The following is a 21015-nucleotide window of genomic DNA, read 5'->3' on the forward strand; positions in this document are numbered from 1 at the left end:
GGGCCTTCCGGGTGAGACTCAGCCCTAGTTGTAGTTCCCAGGGGTGAAGTCGTCGGAGCTGAAGCTGTCGAAGTCGACGAAGCTCAGGTCTGACTCGTTGAACGCGCCGTCCTCGCCGAAGATACGGTTCGGGTAACGCTCCGCCTTCGCCTCCTCGGTCGCCTCGACAACGACATTGCGGTAGCGCGCCAGGCCGGTACCGGCCGGGATGAGCTTACCGATGATGACGTTCTCCTTCAGGCCGACCAGCGGGTCGCTCTTGCCTTCCATGGCGGCCTGCGTGAGCACACGCGTGGTCTCCTGGAACGAAGCGGCCGACAGCCAGGACTCGGTCGCAAGGGACGCCTTGGTGATACCCATGACCTCCTGGCGAGCCGATGCGGTCCGACGACCCTCCGACACGGCCGAGCGGTTGAGCTCGGCGTAGCGCAGGCGGTCGACGAGCTCACCAGGCAGCAGGTCGGTGTCGCCGTGGTCGACCACGGTCACCTTCCGCAGCATCTGGCGCACGATGACCTCGATGTGCTTGTCGTGGATCGGGACACCCTGCGAGCGGTACACGCCCTGGACGCCACCGACGAGGTGCTTCTGGACCTCACGGACACCCTGCACGCGCAGGACTTCCTTGGGGTCCACGGCACCGACGTGGATCTTCTGACCGAGCTCCACGTGCTGTCCGTCCTCGACGAGGAGGACCGCACGCTTCAGCACCGGGTAGATGACCGGCTCGTCGCCGTTGTCGGGCGTCAGGATGACCTTACGAGACTTGTCGTTCTCGTCGATCGTGATCCGACCGGCGGCCTCGGCGATCGGGGTCGCACCCTTGGGGGTACGAGCCTCGAACAGCTCCTGCACGCGGGGAAGACCCTGCGTGATGTCGTCTGCCGATGCCGAACCACCCGTGTGGAAGGTACGCATCGTCAGCTGGGTACCGGGCTCACCGATCGACTGGGCCGCGATGATGCCGACGGCCTCGCCGATGTCGACGAGCTTGCCCGTGGCGAGCGAACGGCCGTAGCAGGCAGCACACACACCGACGGCGGACTCGCAGGTCAGGACCGAGCGCACCTTGATGTTCTCGACGCCGGCGGAGACGAGCTTGTCGATGAGCACGTCACCGACGTCCTCACCGGCCTCGGCAACGACGGTGCCCTGCGGGTCGACCGCAGCAGCGGCGAGCGAACGGGCGAACACGGAGTTCTCCACGTTCGGGTCGCGGACGAGCGCGCCCGTGCTGTCGGCACTGGCGATCGCGAGCTCGAGACCCTTCGTCGTGCCGCAGTCGTCTTCGCGGATGATGACATCCTGCGAGACGTCGACGAGACGACGCGTGAGGTAACCCGAGTCGGCGGTACGAAGCGCCGTGTCCGCCAGACCCTTACGGGCACCGTGGGTCGCGATGAAGTACTCGGCGACCGACAGGCCCTCACGGTAGGAGGAGATGATCGGGCGAGGGATGATCTCACCCTTCGGGTTGTTCACCAGGCCTCGCATACCCGCGATGTTGCGGATCTGCAGCCAGTTACCACGAGCACCCGAGGACACCATGCGGTTGATGGTGTTGTCCGCCGGGAAGTTCGCACGCATGGCCTCTGCAACCTTCTCAGTGGCCTCCGTCCAGATCTTGATGAGCTCCTGGCGACGCTCGGCATCCGTGGTCAGACCCTTGTCGAACTGGCTCTGGACCTTGGCGGCCTGCTTCTCGTAGCCCTGGACGATCTCGCGCTTGTTCGGCGGGGTGAGGACGTCACTGAGTGCCACGGTCACACCGGAACGCGTCGCCCAGTGGAAACCGGCGTCCTTGATGTTGTCGAGCGTGGCAGCCACGACCGTCTTCGGGTACCGCTCCGCGAGGTCGTTGACGATCGAGGACAGCTTGCCCTTGTCCGCAACGTCTTCGACGTAGGGGTAGTCCGCCGGCAGCGCCTCGTTGAAGAGTGCGCGACCGAGCGTGGTCGAGACCAGCGCGACGCCGGAACCCTCGTAACCCTCGGGCCCCGTACCCTCGGCGAACGTCACGTCGTGGAGACGGATGCGCACCTTGGCGTTGAGGTCGAGCGAGCCCTGGTCCTTCGCGAGGATCGCCTCGGCGACCGACGAGAAGGCACGACCCTCACCCTCGACACCCTCCTTGAGGGTGGTGAGGTGGTGGAGGCCGATGATCATGTCCTGCGTGGGCAGGGTGACCGGGCGTCCATCGGACGGCTTCAGGATGTTGTTCGACGCGAGCATCAGGATGCGCGCCTCGGCCTGGGCCTCGACGGAGAGCGGGAGGTGGACAGCCATCTGGTCGCCGTCGAAGTCTGCGTTGAACGCAGCACACACGAGCGGGTGCAGCTGAATGGCCTTGCCCTCGACGAGCTGAGGCTCGAACGCCTGGATGCCGAGACGGTGCAGAGTTGGTGCACGGTTCAGCAGCACGGGGCGCTCGCGGATGATCTCCTCCAGCACGTCCCAGACCTCGGGACGGCTGCGCTCGACCATGCGCTTCGCGGCCTTGATGTTCTGAGCGTGGCTCAGGTCGATCAGGCGCTTGATGACGAACGGCTTGAAGAGCTCCAGAGCCATCTGCTTGGGCAGACCACACTGGTGCAGCTTCAGCTGCGGGCCGACGATGATGACCGAACGGCCAGAGTAGTCGACGCGCTTGCCGAGCAGGTTCTGGCGGAATCGACCCTGCTTCCCCTTCAGCATGTCGCTGAGGGACTTCAGGGCACGGTTGCCGGTACCGGTGACGGGGCGACCACGACGGCCGTTGTCGAACAGAGCGTCGACGGCCTCCTGCAGCATCCGCTTCTCGTTGTTGACGATGATCTCGGGAGCCCCGAGGTCGAGCAGACGACGCAGACGGTTGTTGCGGTTGATGACACGACGGTAGAGGTCGTTGAGGTCGGAGGTCGCGAAGCGGCCACCGTCGAGCTGCACCATCGGACGGAGCTCCGGCGGGATCACGGGGACCACGTCGAGCACCATCGCGGCCGGCGAGTTGCCGGTGATGAGGAACGAGTTGACCACGCGCAGACGCTTGATGGCACGGATCTTCTTCTGACCCTTGCCCTCCGCGATCTGGTGGTGGAGCAGCTCGGACTCGGCAGCGAGGTCGAAGGACAGCAGACGCTTCTTGACGGCTTCTGCACCCATGTAGGCCTCGAAGTACAGGCCGAAGCGGTCCTGCAGCTCGTGGAACACGGAGTCCTCGGGCTTGAGGTCGCCGACCTTGAGGTTGCGGAAGTCCTCCCAGACGCGCTCGAGGTGAGCGATCTGCTCGTCGTAGGACTTGCGGTTCTGGCTCATCTCCTTCTCGGCGGCGTCCTTGGTGCGGCGCTTCTGCTCGCTCTTGGCGCCTTCCTCCTCGAGAGCTGCGAGGTCGTCCTCGAGCTTCTTCAGGCGGTCGGCGATGCGCGAGTCGCGCTGGTCGCCGAGGGTCTTGATCTCGAGGCGGAGCTCGTTCTCAAGGCCCGGCATGTCCTGGTGGCGTGCGTCCTCGTCCACGTCGATGACCATGTAGGCCGCGAAGTAGATGACCTTCTCGAGGTCCTTGGGCGCCATGTCCAGCAGGTAACCGAGGCGCGAAGGCACGCCCTTGAAGTACCAGATGTGCGTGACCGGGGCGGCGAGTTCGATGTGGCCCATGCGCTCACGGCGCACCGACGACTTCGTGACCTCGACACCGCAGCGCTCGCACACGATGCCCTTGAAGCGGACCCGCTTGTACTTGCCGCAGGCGCACTCCCAGTCCCGCGAAGGACCGAAGATCTGTTCGCCGAACAGACCGTCCTTCTCGGGCTTGAGGGTGCGGTAGTTGATGGTCTCGGGCTTCTTGACCTCGCCGTGCGACCAGGCACGGATGTGATCGGCGGTGGCCAGACCAATGCGAAGCTCGTCAAAAGTTGTGACGTCGAGCAATGTATCTCCTATGAAAGGTGTCGTCAGTCTCTACAGTGGTCAGGCTTAGATCTCGTCGATCGACGAGGACTCGAACCTGGAGGAAATGTTGATGCCGAGCTCTTCGGCGGCGCGGAACGCGTCGTCGTCGGTGTCGCGCAGGCTCACCGCGGTGCCGTCGGCCGAGAGGACCTCGACGTTCAAGCACAGCGACTGCATTTCCTTGATGAGCACCTTGAAGCTCTCGGGGATACCGGGCTCCTGGATGTTCTCGCCCTTGACGATGGCCTCGTACACCTTGACGCGGCCGAGGATGTCGTCGGACTTGATCGTGAGGAGCTCCTGGAGGGCGTATGCCGCACCGTAGGCCTCGAGGGCCCACACCTCCATCTCACCGAAGCGCTGTCCACCGAACTGCGCCTTACCACCGAGTGGCTGCTGCGTGATCATCGAGTACGGACCCGTCGAACGCGCGTGGATCTTGTCGTCCACGAGGTGGTGCAGCTTGAGGATGTACATGTAGCCGACCGAGACGGGTGCCGGGAACGGCTCGCCGGAACGGCCGTCGAACAGACGGGCCTTTCCGGAGGAACCGATGAGGCGGTCGCCGTCGCGGGTGACGGTCGTCGAGTCGAGCAGACCGGCGATCTCCTCCTCGGAAGCGCCGTCGAACACCGGGGTCGCGACCTTGGTGTTCGGCTCCGCCGAGTGAGCAGCAGCCGGGAGCTTCTTGGCCCAGCTGGGCTTGCCCTCGACGTTCCAGCCCTGCTTGGCGATCCACCCGAGGTGGATTTCCAGGACCTGACCGAAGTTCATTCGACCGGGGATACCGAGCGGGTTGAGGATGACGTCGACCGGCGTGCCGTCCTCGAGGAACGGCATGTCCTCGACAGGCAGGATCTTCGCGATGACACCCTTGTTGCCGTGACGGCCGGCGAGCTTGTCGCCCTCGGTGATCTTGCGCTTCTGGGCGATGTAGACGACCACACGCTGGTTGACGCCCGAGCCGAGCTCGTCGTCGCCGTCCTGTGCGTCGAACACCTTGACGGCGATGATCGTGCCGGCTTCACCGTGGGGAACCTTCAGCGAGGTGTCGCGGACTTCGCGGCTCTTCTCGTTGAAGATCGCGCGGAGCAGGCGCTCCTCGGCGGAGAGCTCGGTCTCACCCTTCGGCGTGACCTTGCCGACGAGGATGTCGCCCGGGCGGACCTCGGCACCGATGCGGATGATGCCGCGCTCGTCGAGGTCCTTGAGCAGCTCCGGGCTGACGTTCGGGAGATCACGGGTGATCTCCTCCTTGCCGAGCTTGGTGTCGCGCGCGTCGACCTCGTACTCCTCGATGTGGATCGAGGAGAGGATGTCGTCCTTCACCAGGTTCTGGCTGAGGATGATCGCGTCCTCGAAGTTGTGACCCTCCCACGTCATGAAGGCGACGAGGAGGTTCTTGCCGAGCGCGAGCTCGCCGTTCTCCGTGGCGGGGCCGTCTGCGATGACCTCACCGGCCTCGAGGCGTGCACCCTCCGAGACGATGACACGGTTGTTGTAGCTCGTGCCCTGGTTGGAGCGGTCGAACTTGCGCAGGTAGTAGGTCTGCGTTCCGCCCTCGTCGAGCTGGATGGTGACGGACTCGGCCGACACCTCCTGCACGACACCGGACTTGTCGGCGGTGACGACATCGCCGGCGTCGATGGCTGCGTAGCCCTCCATACCGGTACCGACGAGCGGCGAGTCCGACATGAGGAGCGGGACGGCCTGACGCTGCATGTTGGCACCCATGAGTGCGCGGTTCGCGTCGTCGTGCTCGAGGAACGGGATGAGGGACGTTGCGACCGACACCATCTGGCGCGGGGAGACGTCCATGTAGCCGATCTCCTCGGACGGGATGAGGTCGACCTCGCCGCCCTTCTTCCGAGCGAGGACACGGTCCTCCTGGAAGTGACCGTCGCTCTTGAGCGGAGCGTTGGCCTGCGCGACGATGAAGTTGTCCTCTTCCATCGCGGTGAGGTAGTCGATGTCCTCGGTGACCCGGCCGTCGACGACGCGACGGTACGGGGTCTCGATGAAACCGAACGAGTTGATCCGCGCGAACGATGCGAGCGAACCGATCAGGCCGATGTTCGGGCCTTCCGGGGTCTCGATCGGGCACATGCGGCCGTAGTGCGACGGGTGGACGTCTCGCACCTCGACGCCTGCGCGCTCACGCGACAGACCGCCGGGGCCGAGCGCCGAGAGGCGACGCTTGTGGGTCAGACCCGCGAGCGGGTTGTTCTGGTCCATGAACTGCGACAGCTGCGAGGTTCCGAAGAACTCCTTGATCGCGGCGACGACGGGGCGCACGTTGATCAGGGTCTGCGGCGTGATCGCCTCGATGTCCTGCGTGGTCATGCGCTCGCGGACGACGCGCTCCATGCGGGACAGACCGGTGCGGACCTGGTTCTGGATGAGCTCGCCGACGGCGCGGATACGACGGTTGCCGAAGTTGTCGATGTCGTCCGTGTCGAGACGGAGGTCGACGGGCTTGCCGTTGCGGACGCCCGGGAGCGTCGCCGTGCCGCGGTGGAGTGCGACCAGGTACTTGATCGTGGCGACGATGTCGTCAGTGGTCAGGACGGAGTCGCTGAGCGGCTTGTCGAGACCGAGCTTGTTGTTGATCTTGTACCGGCCGACCTTCGCGAGGTCGTAGCGCTTCGAGTTGAAGTAGAAGTTGTCGAGGAGCGCACGCGCAGCCTCGGCAGCGACCTGCTCGCCCGGACGAAGCTTGCGGTAGATGTCGCGGAGCGCATCTTCCTTCGTGAGGATCGTGTCCTTCTCGAGGGTGAGCTCGATGGACTCGTAGCCCTTGAACTCCTCGAGGATCTCTTCGCTCGTCATGCCGAGCGCCTTGAGGAACACGGTGACGGACTGCTTGCGCTTGCGGTCGATGCGGACGCCGACCTGATCGCGCTTGTCGATCTCGAACTCGAGCCAGGCTCCACGGCTCGGGATGACACGAGCCGAGAAGATGTCCTTGTCGGAGGTCTTCTCCTGTGCCGACTCGAAGTACACGCCCGGGCTGCGGACGAGCTGCGAGACGACGACACGCTCGGTGCCGTTGATGATGAAGGTACCGCGCTCGGTCATGAGCGGGAAGTCGCCCATGAAGACCGTCTGCGTCTTGATCTCACCGGTGAGGTGGTTCATGAACTCGGCCTCGACGTAGAGCGGGGCCGCGTACGTCTTGCCGCGTTCCTTGCACTCGTCGATGGAGTACTTCTCGGGCTCGAGGTACGGGTTGGCGAAGGAGAGCTGCATCGTCTCGCCGAGGTCCTCGATCGGGGAGATCTCCTCGAAGATCTCGTCGAGGCCGCTCTTCGTGGGCAGGTCCTGTCGGCCGGCCTGGGTGGCTTCATCGACGCGTGCCTTCCACACGTCGTTGCCGACCAGCCAGTCGAAGCTTTCGGTCTGCAGAGCCAGCAGGTCTGGAACCGTCAGCGTGTCGGTGATCTTCGCGAACGAGAGGCGGGATGCTCCGCGGCCGTTCTTGGGTGAGTTGGTGGTTGCGTTGCGCGCAGCAGCCAAGGGGATAACCTCCGGAGGCCTGTTGGGGGCCGAGTTACTGGTCGTCAGTGGAGTTACTCACCAGAAAGGAACATGTGGCGGGATGGACCCGCGCACACCAGCCGACCGCAATATGAAGGCATAGAGATTCTGGGAGCGCAAAGAACAACTATAGGCCGGAAGTTCCGGCGTGTCCAGTCTTTCCTTGACGAGTTTTCAACTTTCCGGTATAACCGCCGGACGTGCCGCACTGTTCCCGTCACCCGTGACGGAATCGCAGGGTCTGGCCCGGCCGCAGCTGGGCGAGGTGGTCGCGGTCGGAGGATCGGACGACGGCGATGACCGGATAGCCGCCGGTGACGGGGTGGTCGGCGAGCAGGATCGTCGGGAGCCCGCTCGGCGGCACCTGCACCGCTCCAGCGACCAGCCCCTCGCTCGGCAGTTCGAGCCCTGCGTCGACCCGGCGCAGCGGCCTGCCGTCGAGCCGCATGCCGATGCGATCGGCGTCCCCGGTCACCGTCCAGGACTGCTCGAAGAACCGCCGCTGCGATTCGTCGTCGAACCAGTCGAGGCGAGGACCGGCGCCCGCGCTGATCAGTCGCGCATCCGCGCTCGGCGGCGTCCAGGGGAAGATGTCGAGCGCCGGGAGACGACGTCGCGGACTGGGCCGGACGGTGAGGCGCTCGCCGTCGCCGACGGCCTCCGGACCGAGACCTGCGAGGCTGTCGCTCGACCGGGATCCCAGCACATCGGGTGCATCGAGGCCGCCGCGGACGGCCAGGACATAGCGGAGCCCGTGGGTCGCCGGTCCGATCCGGAGCGTGGAACCCGCTGCGACCCGCGCCGCCCGGTGGCCGTCGATCGGGCGCCCGTCGACGCTGATCGGTCCCCAGGCTCCCGTGACCGCGACCCACAGGTCGACCTCGGGCACCGCGGAGAACCCGCCGAGGAGTATCTCGAGGCCGGCCCGTGTCTCCGGGTTGCCCACCAGACGGTTCGCGAGTCGGAGAGCGCCACGGTCGAGCGCACCGGAAGGGCTGACACCGAGCGCCCCATGGCCCGGGCGCCCGAGGTCCTGCACCGTCGTCGATGGTCCGGAGTGCTGCACGAGCAGCCGTCCGCCCATCATGCGCCCACCACCTCGAAGCGCACACGGTGCCCGGGGACGAGCAGCGCGGGGTGCGTGGCCCGGGAGTCCCAGAGCACCGCGTCCGTCGTTCCGATGATGCGCCAGCCGCCCGGCGAGGATCGCGGGTACACCCCGCTGAACGCATCGGCGAGTGCGACCGATCCGGCGGGGACGCTCGTCCGTGGCACGCTCAGGCGAGGGACGACGAGGCGGTCGTGATCGGTCACGAGGTACCCGAACCCTGGCGCGAAACCGCTGAACGCGACCGTCCAGTCGGAGCCGGTGTGGAGCGCGATCAGTCCGTCTGCGTCGAGGCCGAGGAGTGCCGCGGTGTCGTCGAGGTCGGGGCCGTCGTAGCGCACGGCGATCACGGTCTCCGGATCGCTCGGCGAGAGCTGCTGCGGCTCGTCGACGTCCGGCGACTGCAGGACGCGTGCGGCGGTCGCGAGTAGCCAGGAGCCCACCGCTGCCAGCGCCGGTCCACCGCGTCCGCTGACCGCGAGCACGGTGCGGGCGGCGGGCACGAGGTCGACGAGGCCGTCGGGACGGGATGCGGCGAGCGCCCGGTGCACGCGCAGCACGTCACCCAGGGAGGCCAGCTCAAGCAGCAGCGCATCCTCCCCCATCGGGCGGAGTGTCGGGCCGGCGGCGGGCCCGGTCACCATGGCGCGCGGAGCCGGACTCCGGCATCGAGGAGCGCGGTGCGGACGGCGAGCGCGAGCGCAACAGAGCCGGGCGTGTCGCCGTGGACGCAGAGCGATGCAGGCGCGAGGTCGATCACCGAGCCGTCGACGGCCGTGACCCGGCGGTCGACCACCATGTCGACGGCGCGCCGGACGGCGACGTCGTGGTCGGTCACCATGGCTCCGGCGGCAGCACGTGGGACGAGGGAGCCGTCGGCGCGGTACCCGCGGTCGACGAACGCCTCTGCGGCGAACGGGAGCCCTGCGGCCAGGGTTTCGCGCTCGATCACGGTGCCGGCGAGGCCGAGGATCGGCAGCGGACGGCCGAGCCACGCACCGAAGCGGACGACGGCCCGAACGACCGCTGCCGCCTGGTCCGCGTCGCGTGCGATCCGGTTGTACAGCGCGCCGTGTGGCTTGACGTAGGTGATGCCTGCCGCGGCGACTCCCGCGGTGGCATCGGTGCCGGCCGCGACGTCCACGGCAGCTTGGAGTCCATGCAGCTGCTCCAGGACGTCGGCCTCGAGCAGCGGTGCCGGCACGTCCGTGTCGCGACGCCCGAACCCCTCCTCATCACGGTACGACGGGTGGGCTCCGAGCGCGACGCCGTGCCGGGTCGCCCTCCGTACGGCTGCGAGCATCGACTCCTGGGTGCCCGCGTGGAAACCGCACGCGACGTTCGCGCTCGTGACGATCCGGAACATGGCCTCGTCGTCGGCCATCGGCGTCCCGCGCCAGAGCTCGCCGAGATCACTGTTGAGGTCGATCGGCATCACGGTCGAAGTCTAGGCTGGGGGCATGGACGAGGCACAGGTACGACTCGGCGTCAGCGGTTACCTGGCCAGGATCGAGGCGGACCGTTTCGTGCCGGGCACCTACCAGCTCGTGGTCGACGGCACCCCGCAGTCGCACGTGAACCTCGACCAGCCCGACGAGCTCTTCTTCGAGTACGTCCAGCGCATCGGGCACATCATCGACGAGATCGGCGATCCCGGACGCCCCATCACGGCCGTGCACCTCGGAGCCGGCGCCCTCACGCTCCCCCGCTACGTCGAGGCGACGCGGCCCGGTTCGCGTCAGCAGGTCGTCGAACTCGAACGGGAGCTCATCGACCTCGTGCGCGAACACCTCCCGTGGTCGAAACGCGCCCAGATCCGTGTCCGCTACGGCGACGCCCGCGAGATCGTCGCCAAGCTGCCGCCCGGACTGCGCGGCACGGTCGACCTCGTGGTCGTCGACATCTTCAGCGGCGCCAACACCCCGGCGCACGTGACGAGCACCGAGTTCTACTCCTCGGCTGTCGAGCTCCTGTCACCCACGGGCATCATCGTCGTGAACGTCGCCGACGGGCGGGGGCTCGCCTTCGCCCGCGGGCAGGCGGCCACGCTCGCCGACTCCGTCTCGCACGTCGCGGCGCTCGCGGAGACCCAGATCCTCAAGGGCCGTCGATTCGGCAACGTCGTGCTCGTCGGCTCGAACACCCCGCTGCCGCTCGACTTCCTGCCGCGGCTCCTCGCCGCAGGTCCGCACCCGGCGAAAGCCGTCGCCGGTCAGGAGCTCCGTGCCTTCATCGCCGGTGCGCAGGTCGTCACCGACGACACCGCGGTGCCGTCCCCGAACCCCGGCCAGGGCATCTTCCAGACGAAGGGCTGACCATGAGGACCACGCAGACTCCGCACCGACGGGGCCTGCGTGCGCGCGCCACAGCGGTCGTCCTCCTCACGGCCGGCGCGCTCCTGCTCGCGGCGTGCACCGACGCAGCACCCCGGACGCCCGGGACGGCTGCCCTCTCACCGTCGCCCACCCCGAGTCCATCGCCCACCCGCACTGCGGAGGCCGTCGGCCCCGTCGCGCCGACGGGGGCCTCGACCACGGTGGTCGGCGGGCTCGACGCCCCGTGGTCCATGGTGCGGCTCGCGTCCGGCAGCACGCTCGTGAGCCAACGCGACGCCGGCGACGTGCTCGAGATCGTCAGCGGCGGGGCCGTTCGTCAGATCGGTGTCGTCCCCGGAGTCGCTGCGGACGGGGAAGGAGGTCTCCTCGGACTCGCGGCGCTGATGCCGGACGAGGCCACGGTCTCAGAGGCCTGGCTGTACGCCTATCTGACGACCGCCTCCGACAACCGCATCGTGCGATTCCCCCTCACCGGAGGCGCCGGCTCCTACGGGCTGGGAGGCGGAGAGGAGATCCTCACCGGCATCCCGCGCGCCGGGAACCACAACGGCGGCCGCATCGCGTTCGGACCGGACGGGATGCTGTACGCGACGGCGGGTGACGCCGGCGACCGGAGCCTCGCTCAACGCGGCGACAGCCTCGGCGGGAAGATCCTGCGCGTGACGGCGGAGGGCGCGGTGCCGCCCGACAACCCGTTCCCCGGCTCCCCCGTGTACTCGCTCGGACACCGCAATCCGCAGGGCATCGCCTGGGACCGGGACGGCGGTCTCTGGGCGAGCGAGTTCGGCCAGAACACGTGGGACGAGCTCAACCGGATCGTGCCCGGCGGCAACTACGGCTGGCCGGTGACCGAAGGCGTCGCGGGCGCAGCGGGCATGATCGACCCGGTCGCGCAGTGGGCGACCGAAGACGCCAGTCCGAGCGGCCTCGCGATCGTCGACGACACGGTCTTCATGGCGGCACTCCGCGGCGAGCGCCTGTATGGGATCACCGACGGCGTGCACGTGCCAGCCGGGAGCAGCGCACTCGTCGGGGTCATCGACGCCGTCCCGTACCTGGTCGGTACCTTCGGCCGGATCCGCGACGTCATCGCCGGCCCGCCCGGCACCCTGTGGATCCTCACGAACAACACCGACGGCCGTGGTTCGCCAGGTGCCGACGACGACCGAATCGTCGAGTTGCCCCTCTCACCGCTCGCGCCGCGCTGACCGATGCGCCGATCAGTCGGCCGCGCGCAGGTGCCTACCGGGTGTTGTCGGCGGCCTGGAGTACCATCCATGCATGGCAGAACTCAGCCGGGTCACCGTGTGGGCACAGGCGCTCATCGCGCTGCACCTGGATCCGGCGGTGTGGAGCTTCGGCTTCGACAATGCCAAGCGGCGCGCCGGGCTCTGCAACTTCACGACGAAGCGCATCACGGTCTCGCGCTATCTCGCGGCCCGCTACGACGACGACGAGATCCACCAGATCCTCCTGCACGAGGTCGCGCACGCCCTCGCGGGGCCGCGTGCCGGGCACGGTCCGAAGTGGCGCCGCGTCGCCGAGGAGCTGGGATACGAGGGTTCGCGCCTGCACGACGGCCAGACGGCGGACGAACTGGCTCCGTGGGTCGGGACGTGCCCGTCCGGCCATGTGCTCTACCGCCATCGCCGGCCCAGCCGGGCGACGTCCTGCGGCAAGTGCTCGCGGTCCTACGATGAGCGCTTCCTCCTCAGCTGGCTGCACCGCGAGGTGACGCCGGCGATGCGTCGCCGCGCGGCAGCCTTCGACGGCAGCAGCCCGACGACCGGTCAGACCGACGACACCGCCCTCGGTGCATGACGGTCGCCGAGGCGGGCGAGGAACGCTGGGTCGCCCTGCTGCGCGGGGTGAACGTCGGCGGGGTCACCATCCGATCGGCGGACCTCGCCGAGACATTCCGGGGTGCGGGTTTCACCGAGGTGCAGACCGTGCTCGCGAGCGGGAACGTGTTGTTCACCTCCCCGACGGTCGCGCCGTCGAAGGCTTCTGCCGCGGCCCGTCGCGAGATCAAGGACACCATCGAAGCGGCACTCGGCACGGCCTTCGGGTACCAGGCGTGGATCGTGCTCACCACCCAGTCGTCACTCGCGGACACCGTCGACGCCTACCCGTGGCCCGAGACCACCGAGCTGCAGCCCTACGTGATGTTCTCCTCGGAGCAGTCCTCACTCGACGCGCTGCTGGCGTTCGCCGCCTCCACGGCTGATCAGCCGGACCAGGTCGCGGCAGGTGACGGCGTGCTCTACTGGGAGGTCCCGAAGGGTTCGAGCGTCGACACCGCGTTCGCGAAGGAGTCCTCGAAGGCCCGCTTCAAGCCCCACGTGACCACGCGCAACCTCCGAACGCTCCGGAAGCTCCTCCCCTGAGTCGTCTGGCGAGGTGTGACGCCGAGCGCAGCTCACTCGCCGGTTCGGCCGTCCAACTGCTCGCGGAGGATGTCGATGTGCCCGAGATGGCGGGCGGTCTCCTCCAGCATGTGGAGCTCGATCCAACGCAGGGTGAACCGCTGGCCGTTCTCGCGGCAGACGTCGTCGAGGTCGTAGCGGGCTGCGACCTCACGCGACTCCGCACACGCGGCCTCGTAGTCGTCGATGATCTCGTCGAGGCTGTCGGCCGCGGTGACCCGCCACTCTCCGTCGGGGTCCTCCTCGGTCCAGCGGGCGGGAACGCCCTGCTGACCGTCCATGTCCTCGCGGAACCAACTGCGTTCGACGTCGGCCAGATGCCGGACGAGCCCGGACACCGTCGTGAGGCTCGGCAGCAGGCGCTTCGCAGCGAGGTCGTCGCTCAGGCCACGGGCCTTCCACACGATGCTCGCGCGCTGGAAATCGAGGAAGCCTTCGATCGTCTCGCGTTCGCCGCCGCGTTCGGGCGGCTGCGGCCGATCACCCCAGTCCGCCATCACGCGACGACCTCGACCTGCTTCCAGAACGCGACGTACCCTGCGAAGTCCTTGCCGACGCGGTCGAACGCAGTCGGGTACGGGTTCGGGTAGGACCACGCCTGGTCGGGCAGGACCTCGTCGCCGTCCTTGATGCCGTAGTACTGGGCCTCGCCCTTCCACGGGCACGTGTACTGGGTGTCCGTCTCGACGAAGAGCTCCCGCTTCAGGCTGGACGGCGGGAAGTACCAGTTGCCCTCGATCTTGATCAGCTCTGATTCGGGGGCTTCGGCGAGGACGGTGGTTCCGAGGAGTGCGCGCATGGCCTGAGACTACGCGCGGAAGACGGCGCCGTCCAGGACGGGGACGACGGTTGACACATCGACCTCGCGTGCGGCCTGCACGTGCTCTGGACGACCATCCTGGGCGAGCTGCTGGGCCGTCGACGACGCCGACAGGAGATGCCCGACACCGTTGCGCAGCCCCTCGTACGCTGCCGCAGCGGCGGCGGCCTCCGGCGAGGTGAAGTCGATACCGCGGAGCCCCAGCGCCTCGATGACCGCGCCCGCTCCGAAGAGGTCCTCGACGGCGAACCGCGTCTCGGCGGCGTCGTCGAGTTCACCGACGGCGATGACGACGATGCTCGTGCGTCGGCCGAGCTCGGCCTGCTTCGCGATGATCCACTCGGCGACGGCTGAACGGTTCCGGAGGCAGCCGGCGATGACCTCGGCCCCCGTCCCGGCCAGAAGCTCGGCGATCTGCGCCGTCTCGCCGCGTTCGTCGAGGTCGGTGAGCGCGACCGTCTCTCCGACGCTGATGCGCTGCTCGAGCGAGGTCGTCGCGTGCAGCACGTCGACCACGACGGCGACGTCTGCGGCGTCGATCCGACCGGCTCCCGTGACGCCCCAGTCGAATCGGACCTGGTACTTCGTCTGGGCGAAGGGCGGGTGGACGGGCGGCTGCGCGGTGGAGGCGGTGGTCACCCGTTCATCGTATCGAGACGGCGTCGCCCGACCCGCTCGTGTTGCGTTGCGCGACAGGCGACGTGCAGGTCGGGACTGCTCGAGCGCGGTGCTGTGGCGCGAGCGCGGTGCTCCGGAGGGTTGTGAAGTCTCAGGACATCGTGGACACTTCTGTCTCAGGACTTCGTGGACAGTGTGTCTCAGGAGTTCGTGGACACTTCCGCGGTTCGGTGGAGCATGTCGATACCGAAGCGTCCATCTCCGAAGGTTCGTTTGCTCGTGGCATCGTGGCCTGATGATGCGGGCCGGGGTGCGGTCTCGGCGTTCTGCGAGGAGCATGGTGTTTCGCGGTCTTGGTTCTACAAGATCCGCGCCCGGGCTGCGGCAGATGGTGTGTTCGAGGTCGTCGCTCCGACATCCACGAGGCCTCGGTCGAGTCCGGCTCGGACGAGCGACGAGATCGTCGATCTCGCCATCAGTGTTCGGGCGCGATTGCGTGCAGAGGGGTGGGATTTCGGCCCGTTGAGTGTGATCGCGAGGTTGCGGCGGATGGGCTTCCAGGAGTTGCCCTCACGGGCCACCTTGGCGCGGATCTTCGTTCGTGCGGGCGTGGTCGAGGCGGAGCCTCGGAAGCGGCCCCGGAGCGCGTTTCGTCGGTTCGTCTATCCAGCCCCGAACTGTTTGTGGCAAATCGATGCAACCGAGTGGACGCTTACTGACGGTTCGCTCTGCACGATCTTCCAGATCATCGACGATCATTCCCGTCTCGCGCTCGCGTCGTTGGTCGCCCGGGCAGAGACCGGAGAGGCTGCATTGCGTGTCGTGACCCAGGCGATCAACCATCACGGAGCACCACAGAAGTTCCTGTCAGACAATGGTGTCGCGTTCAATCCCACGCGTCGGGGGCATTCCAACCAGCTCATCGATTACCTCGCCTCGCTCGGCGTCGAGACGATCACGGGGAAGCCCTACAAACCCACCACGCAAGGCAAGAACGAACGCTTCCACCGCACACTGCACCGCTTCCTCAACGCCAAACCGCCAGCCGCGACGATCGAGGAACTGCAAACCCTCGTGAACGTCTTCGACGTGTCCTACAACACGCTCCGCGAACACCAATCGCTCACCGACCGGCAAACCCCGAAAGAGGCCTGGGATCGCACCCCGGCTGCCCCGTCACCGACCCCGCAACCCACCGCGATCGAGATCCACGCCGCCCGCAACGCCCTCACAGCCCTACCACCCGGCGAAGCTGAATGTGTTGTCACGTCAGGCGGCAGAACCTACCTCCTCGGTCGCACGTTCCGCCCCGGGACAGCATTCATCGGTCACACCGTCCACGCGATCTGGGACGCTCAGCAGATCACGTTCTACGACCACCACGGCACCATGATCCGCACCCAACCCATGCCATCACGCAACGAAGGCCGCCCCGCCCACGGCCGAACACGAACGACCAAGAACAGCGTTGTGTCCACGAAGTCCTGAGACAGAGAAGTGTCCACGAAGTCCTGAGACAGAAGTGTCCACGAAGTCCTGAGACATCACAGTGCTCCGGAGGGGTGCATTCGCGCCAACGCACCGCGCTGGGTCCAGCGCACCGCGCTGGCAGTCGCTCAGCGGGAGGGGGTCGGGAAGCGGCGGTCGTCCGGGTGCCTGGGACGCATCTGCTCGCGGATCAGGTCGAAGTCGTGGCGACTCAGCTCGAGCAGCCCCCGACGGAGCTGTACACCCCAGTTGCGGGTGAAGCTCGTGAAGTCGAGCAGCGCGAGCATCGGACGGATCGGCGTCTCGACGGCGTCGGGGAACCAGTCGACACTCCGGCGCCAGGGACGCCAGTCAGCACCGTCCGGCCGGGGTACCGACGCCTGGTAGACCGTGTCGTCTGCGATGCGACCGATCGCGGTGAACGCCTTGAGTGGTTCACCGTCCGGCGTGCTCACCCGAGGTGAGTAGTACACGATGCCGTCGGACTCCCGCATGGTGTCGAGTCCGCCGCGCTGCCCGTGGTTCACCTGGACGAAGCCGTGCTGGACGCCCTGGAAGACGTGGTCGCGCTGGATCACCCCCAGCCAGTACCGAATCGCCATACGCACAGTCTGGTGCACCGGCGCGACCCCTGACCGGACCACGCCGTGCGTGCGACACTGAGGTCATGCGTGTGATGCTGAAACTCGTCCTGGACTGCGACGTCGATGTGGCCTGGCGGGCACTCCGCTCCCCAGCCGTCCTGCGGGAGCTCTACAGCCCCGTCATGGGCCTCGAGGCGCTCGACGCAGACGGCTTCCCCACCATCTGGGAGCCGGGAGCGCACCGCGTCCGGGTGAAGGCCGCCGGCGCGATCCCGGTCGGCGACCAGATCATCGACCTCGAGTTCATCGAGCGTCGCGACGGGACCCGCATCCTCCATGACCAGGGCGATCCCGTGAGCGGTCCGCTCAGCAAGCTCGCGGGCTGGGACCACCAGATGGCGGTGTCGCGGGACAAGCACGACCCGACGAAGACCCTGTACCGCGACCGACTCGTCATCAGCGGCGCTATCGCCCCGCTCTACTGGTATCCACTGTGGGCGACGTGGCAGTGGCGCGGTGCCCGCATCAAGGCACTCGCGCCGACGTGGGCGTACGACCTGCCCCTCCCCGGCGACGATGAGGATGACGCGGTCGAGAACACGATCTGACGCCTCGCCGGCCGGCGGTACGCCCGGCCGCGCGTCAGCGCTGAGCCGCCTCGCCCCAGTGCGTCGACTCGCCCGCCGGTGCGACCGTCCGCGGGACATCCGTGGTCGACGACCGCAGCACCTCCGGCAGGAACCGGTCCGGCATGTTCTGGAACGCGACCGGCCGCAGGAAGCGGGTGATCGCCGCCGTCCCCACCGAGGTGCTCGAGTCGTTCGTCGTCGCCGGCCACGGCCCTCCGTGCTGCATCGCGGGGGTCACGGCGACGCCGGTGGGCCAGCCGCCGAACAGCACCCGGCCCGCGTGCGCCGAGAGCAACCGGACGAGCTCCACGAGGTCGTCGCTCGTCTCCTCCGCCCCGGCGTGCAGGGTGGCTGTCAGGTTGCCCTCGCAGAACTCCGGCACGAGCGGTGCGAGCGCCGTGCCGACCGGGACCTCGACGATGATCGACAACGGACCGAACGCCTCGTCGAGCAGGGCGTCTCGACCGGCTCGGAGTGCGTCGAGTGAGACGGCGACGATCGTGGGGGTCGCCCAGCCGTCGCCGTCCTCGTCGACCCGCAGCGAACCCTCGGCGATGACCCGCACGCCGCCGGTGCCGAGGATCGTGTCCCGTCGGGCCTCGTACCCGGCCGTGATGCGGTCGTTCAGGAGTCGGTGCTCGGGGACGGCGGCAGCGGCCTCACGGATCGACTCGTCGAGCCCCGCACCGTCCGGCAGGTAGACGAAGCCGGGCTTCGTGCACAGCTGGCCGGCAGACCCGGCGACACTCGTGACGAACCCCGTCGCGATGGTGTCCGCGGACTCGTCGAGGGCCGTCTGCGTCACGAACACAGGGTTGACGCTGCCGAGCTCGCCGAAGAACGGGATCGGGACGGGTCGTGCTGCCGCGAGGTCGGCGAGGATCCGGCCGGCCCGGAGCGAGCCCGTGAAGGAGGCGGCCCGGACGCGCTCGTCCTGCAGGGCGTCAACGCCGGCCTCCTGGCCGATGATCGTCTGGAAGACGCCGTCAGGAGCCCCGGACGCCCGGAGCGCGGCTTCCACGACCGCCGCCGTCGCGAGCGAGAGCCGGGGATGGCCGTCGTGCACCTTGAGGATCACCGGGCATCCGGCCGCGAGGATCGACGCGGTGTCGCCACCGGCGACCGAGAAGGCGAACGGGAAGTTGCTCGCCGCGAAGTTCACGACCGGGCCGAGCGGCACGAGGACGCGGCGCAGATCCGGGCGCGAAGTCCGGGTCGGCCTCGTCGATCCGGACGTCGAGGTAGGAGCCGTCGACGACCGTCTCCGCGAAGAGCCGCAGCTGGACGGCCGTCCGAAGCAGCTCTCCACGGAGCCGGGCCTCGGCCAGACCCGTCTCGGGCAAGCCGATCGGGACGAGGTCGTCGGCGTTGGCGAGGAGCGCGTCGGCGACGGCCACGAGCGCTCGGGCCCGCGCACCGGCCGTCGCCGCGGCCCACGTGGGGCCGCCGCGGCGGCCCGCTGGAGCACCTGCTCGAGCTCGTCGGGGGTCGTCTCCGCGATGGTGGCGGCGGCGGGGGCTGGCGTGGTCGTCATGTGATCCTCCGGGATCGTGGTGTGGTTCAGAACTGGAAGCCGGTCGGGAACGGATCGGCGGGGTCGAGGAGATACGAGCCGATACCGGTGACCCAGGCTCGTCCCGAGATGGTCGGAATGACGGCCGGCCTGCCGGCGACCGTCGTCTCGGCGATCAGCCGGCCGGTGAAACGGCTGCCGATGAAGGACTCGTTGACGAAGTCCTGGTCGAGCGGCAGCTCACCGCGGGCCCAGAGCTCGGCCATACGTGCCGAGGTGCCGGTGCCACAGGGCGAGCGGTCGAACCAGCCCGGGAAGATGGCCATCGCGTGCCGGGACAGCGCGGCGTCCGACCCCGGCGCGATGAACTCGACGTGGTGGCAGTGGTCGAGGCCGGCGATCTCGGGGTGTACGGGCGGCGACTGCTCGTTGATCGCCGCCATGATGCGCAGACCCGCGTCGAGGATGTCCTGCTGGCGGTCGCGGTCGAAGGGTAGGCCGACGTCGTCGAGATCGACCATCGCGTAGAAGTTGCCGCCGAACGCGAGGCTGTAGGGCACAGCGCCAAGCCCGTGAACCTCGATCACGGCGTCCAGGCGGTCGACGTAGCTCGGGACGTTCTCGATCGTGACCCGGTCGGCATGGCCGTCGCTCACATCGACGCGAGCGATGACGAGCCCCGCCGGTGTGTCGAGTCGGATGGTCGTCACCGGCTCGACCACCTCCACCATCCCGGTCTCCACCAGCACCGTGGCGACACCGATGGTCCCGTGTCCGCACATGGGCAGGCAGCCCGACACCTCGATGTACACGACGCCCCAGTCGCAGTCGTCGCGGGTGGGCGGCTGCAGGATCGCTCCGCTCATCGCAGCGTGACCCCTCGGCTCGTTCATCAGGAACAGGCGCAGGTCGTCGAGGTGCGCCATGAAGTGCAGACGCTTCTCGTTCATGGTCGCGCCGGGGATCACGCCGACCCCGCCGGTGACGACGCGGGTCGGCATGCCCTCGGTGTGCGAGTCGACGGCGCTGATCATGCGGGACGACTTCATCGGATGCTCCTCGGTTTCAGTGACGTTCGATTCGGCCGTTCCGTCGACGGGTGGTTCAGCGGGCGGCGAGGTAGTCGAGTGCGCGGCGCGTCTGCGTCGTCACCTGCTCCGTCTGCAGCGGGTTGAGCGGACCGCGCGGCGGACGCGTCGGACCACCGTAGCTCTCGCCGGCGATGTCGATCGACAGCTTGATGGCCTGGACGAACTCCGTCTTCGAGTCCCACCCGAAGACGGGCACGAGCTCGCGGTAGAGGGTGCGGGCTTCGTCGACACGACCCGAGGTGACGAGCGTGTACAGCTCGACGGCCTCGCGCGGGAAGGCGTTCGGGTAGCCGGCGAACCAGCCGACCGCACCGGCGACGAGGGACTCGAACAGGAGGTCGTCCGCCCCCGCGATGACGTCGAGGTCGGTCTTGTCCTGGATCTCGAGCACCCGACGGATGTCGGTCGAGAACTCCTTCACGGCGACGACGTGCTCGAGCTTGGCGAGCTCGACGAGGAGGTCGGGCGTGAGGTCGACCTTGGTGTCGATCGGGTTGTTGTAGGCCATGATCGGCAGGCCGACCTCGTTCACGCGGCTGTAGTGCTCGATGACCTCGTCGTCGTTCGCCCGGTAGATGACGGGTGGCAGGAGCAGGACGCCGTCCGCGCCGTCCTCCTTCGCGTACTCGGCCCACCGCTGGGCCTGGTGCCAGCCGACGCCGTGCACCCCGGCGACGACGAGGCCACGGTCGCCGACGGTGTCGACCGCGACCTGGATGACCTTGCGACGCTCGGCGTCCGTCAGCGACGAGTACTCACCGAGCGAGCCGTTCGGGCCGACGCCACGGCAGCCGTTCTCGATGAGCCAGTTGCAGTGCTCGGCGAACCGGTCGTAGTCGACGGCGAGGCCTGCGGGCGCTGAGGCGTCCTCCTTGAACGCGAGGGTGGTCGCGACGATGACGCCGCCGAGGTCGAACTGCTTGGCCATGGGTGGTTCC

General features: G+C 68.0%; 19 protein-coding genes. 7 read left to right on the top strand and 12 right to left on the bottom strand.

Features of this window, described 5'->3' with window-relative positions:
* Nucleotides 1-24 precede the first annotated feature (24 nt).
* From ABMA10_RS16390 to ABMA10_RS16410, 5 genes are all read right to left on the bottom strand, one after another.
* The gene (locus tag ABMA10_RS16390; RefSeq protein WP_347867100.1) at nt 25-3906 is read right to left on the bottom strand and encodes a DNA-directed RNA polymerase subunit beta'; all 3882 of its coding nucleotides are present in this window, start codon (nt 3904-3906) and stop codon (nt 25-27) included.
* 45 nt (nt 3907-3951) lie between these two features.
* Complete coding sequence (rpoB, locus tag ABMA10_RS16395; protein WP_347867099.1) at nt 3952-7443, bottom strand: DNA-directed RNA polymerase subunit beta; 3492 nt, start codon at nt 7441-7443, stop codon at nt 3952-3954.
* Between the two features lie 238 nt (nt 7444-7681).
* Nucleotides 7682-8551 (bottom strand): biotin-dependent carboxyltransferase family protein, encoded by an 870-nt coding sequence (locus ABMA10_RS16400; protein WP_347867098.1) that lies wholly within the window; start codon nt 8549-8551, stop codon nt 7682-7684.
* Nucleotides 8548-9216 (bottom strand): 5-oxoprolinase subunit B family protein, encoded by a 669-nt coding sequence (locus tag ABMA10_RS16405; protein WP_347867097.1) that lies wholly within the window; start codon nt 9214-9216, stop codon nt 8548-8550. Before ABMA10_RS16405 ends, ABMA10_RS16400 begins: the two co-directional genes overlap by 4 nt.
* Entirely contained in the window at nt 9210-10007 is a 798-nt protein-coding gene (locus tag ABMA10_RS16410; RefSeq protein WP_347867163.1) for a LamB/YcsF family protein, read from the bottom strand. Before ABMA10_RS16410 ends, ABMA10_RS16405 begins: the two co-directional genes overlap by 7 nt.
* A gap of 25 nt (nt 10008-10032) precedes the next feature.
* On the opposite strand from ABMA10_RS16410, the gene ABMA10_RS16415 reads away from it, so the two are divergent.
* The 4 genes from ABMA10_RS16415 to ABMA10_RS16430 all read left to right on the top strand — a co-directional run bounded on the left by ABMA10_RS16415 (nt 10033) and on the right by ABMA10_RS16430 (nt 13295).
* On the top strand, nt 10033-10887 hold the full coding sequence (locus tag ABMA10_RS16415) for a spermidine synthase (RefSeq protein WP_347867096.1): 855 nt from the start codon (nt 10033-10035) through the stop codon (nt 10885-10887).
* A 2-nt stretch (nt 10888-10889) separates the two neighbouring features.
* A complete protein-coding gene (locus tag ABMA10_RS16420) occupies nt 10890-12116 on the top strand; it encodes a PQQ-dependent sugar dehydrogenase (RefSeq protein WP_347867095.1) in 1227 nt (408 codons plus the stop codon).
* 73 nt (nt 12117-12189) lie between these two features.
* A complete protein-coding gene (locus tag ABMA10_RS16425) occupies nt 12190-12729 on the top strand; it encodes a SprT-like domain-containing protein (protein WP_347867094.1) in 540 nt (179 codons plus the stop codon).
* Nucleotides 12726-13295, top strand: coding sequence for a DUF1697 domain-containing protein (locus ABMA10_RS16430; protein WP_347867093.1), 570 nt, complete (start codon nt 12726-12728; stop codon nt 13293-13295). The genes ABMA10_RS16425 and ABMA10_RS16430 overlap by 4 nt, the downstream gene beginning before the upstream one ends.
* Before the next feature lie 32 nt (nt 13296-13327).
* On the opposite strand, the gene ABMA10_RS16435 is transcribed toward ABMA10_RS16430, so the two are convergent.
* From ABMA10_RS16435 to ABMA10_RS16445, 3 genes are read right to left on the bottom strand one after another with little or no spacing between them, the layout of a single operon-like run.
* Nucleotides 13328-13831 (bottom strand): DinB family protein, encoded by a 504-nt coding sequence (locus tag ABMA10_RS16435; RefSeq protein ID WP_347867162.1) that lies wholly within the window; start codon nt 13829-13831, stop codon nt 13328-13330.
* Complete coding sequence (locus tag ABMA10_RS16440) at nt 13831-14133, bottom strand: DUF427 domain-containing protein (RefSeq protein ID WP_347867092.1); 303 nt, start codon at nt 14131-14133, stop codon at nt 13831-13833. Before ABMA10_RS16440 ends, ABMA10_RS16435 begins: the two co-directional genes overlap by 1 nt.
* A gap of 9 nt (nt 14134-14142) precedes the next feature.
* Complete coding sequence (locus ABMA10_RS16445) at nt 14143-14793, bottom strand: 2-phosphosulfolactate phosphatase (RefSeq protein WP_347867091.1); 651 nt, start codon at nt 14791-14793, stop codon at nt 14143-14145.
* A 216-nt stretch (nt 14794-15009) separates the two neighbouring features.
* Between ABMA10_RS16445 and ABMA10_RS16450 the strand changes: the two genes are divergently transcribed.
* Nucleotides 15010-16260, top strand: coding sequence for a DDE-type integrase/transposase/recombinase (locus ABMA10_RS16450; protein ID WP_431030692.1), 1251 nt, complete (start codon nt 15010-15012; stop codon nt 16258-16260).
* Between the two features lie 128 nt (nt 16261-16388).
* Here the strand turns inward: ABMA10_RS16450 and ABMA10_RS16455 are convergent, their stop codons facing one another.
* The gene (locus ABMA10_RS16455) at nt 16389-16862 is read right to left on the bottom strand and encodes an EVE domain-containing protein (RefSeq protein ID WP_347867918.1); all 474 of its coding nucleotides are present in this window, start codon (nt 16860-16862) and stop codon (nt 16389-16391) included.
* 65 nt (nt 16863-16927) lie between these two features.
* Between ABMA10_RS16455 and ABMA10_RS16460 the strand changes: the two genes are divergently transcribed.
* Entirely contained in the window at nt 16928-17452 is a 525-nt protein-coding gene (locus ABMA10_RS16460) for a hypothetical protein (RefSeq protein ID WP_347867919.1), read from the top strand.
* Between the two features lie 34 nt (nt 17453-17486).
* On the opposite strand, the gene ABMA10_RS16465 is transcribed toward ABMA10_RS16460, so the two are convergent.
* The gene (locus ABMA10_RS16465; RefSeq protein WP_431030693.1) at nt 17487-18653 is read right to left on the bottom strand and encodes an aldehyde dehydrogenase family protein; all 1167 of its coding nucleotides are present in this window, start codon (nt 18651-18653) and stop codon (nt 17487-17489) included.
* Between ABMA10_RS16465 and ABMA10_RS16470 the strand changes: the two genes are divergently transcribed.
* Complete coding sequence (locus ABMA10_RS16470; protein WP_431030694.1) at nt 18616-19011, top strand: hypothetical protein; 396 nt, start codon at nt 18616-18618, stop codon at nt 19009-19011. The genes ABMA10_RS16465 and ABMA10_RS16470 overlap by 38 nt on opposite strands.
* 22 nt (nt 19012-19033) lie before the next feature.
* Here the strand turns inward: ABMA10_RS16470 and ABMA10_RS16475 are convergent, their stop codons facing one another.
* Together ABMA10_RS16475 and ABMA10_RS16480 are read right to left on the bottom strand one after the other, a co-directional pair.
* Nucleotides 19034-20035, bottom strand: a complete 1002-nt coding sequence (locus tag ABMA10_RS16475) for a proline racemase family protein (RefSeq protein WP_347867921.1) — start codon at nt 20033-20035, stop codon at nt 19034-19036.
* A gap of 55 nt (nt 20036-20090) precedes the next feature.
* Nucleotides 20091-21005: a dihydrodipicolinate synthase family protein gene (locus ABMA10_RS16480; RefSeq protein WP_347867922.1), complete on the bottom strand. Its 915-nt coding sequence runs from the start codon at nt 21003-21005 to the stop codon at nt 20091-20093.
* Nucleotides 21006-21015: the final 10 nt, after the last annotated feature.

Origin of the sequence: Plantibacter sp. RU18 (genome assembly GCF_050613355.1) — a bacterium.
Lineage (GTDB): Bacteria > Actinomycetota > Actinomycetes > Actinomycetales > Microbacteriaceae > Plantibacter.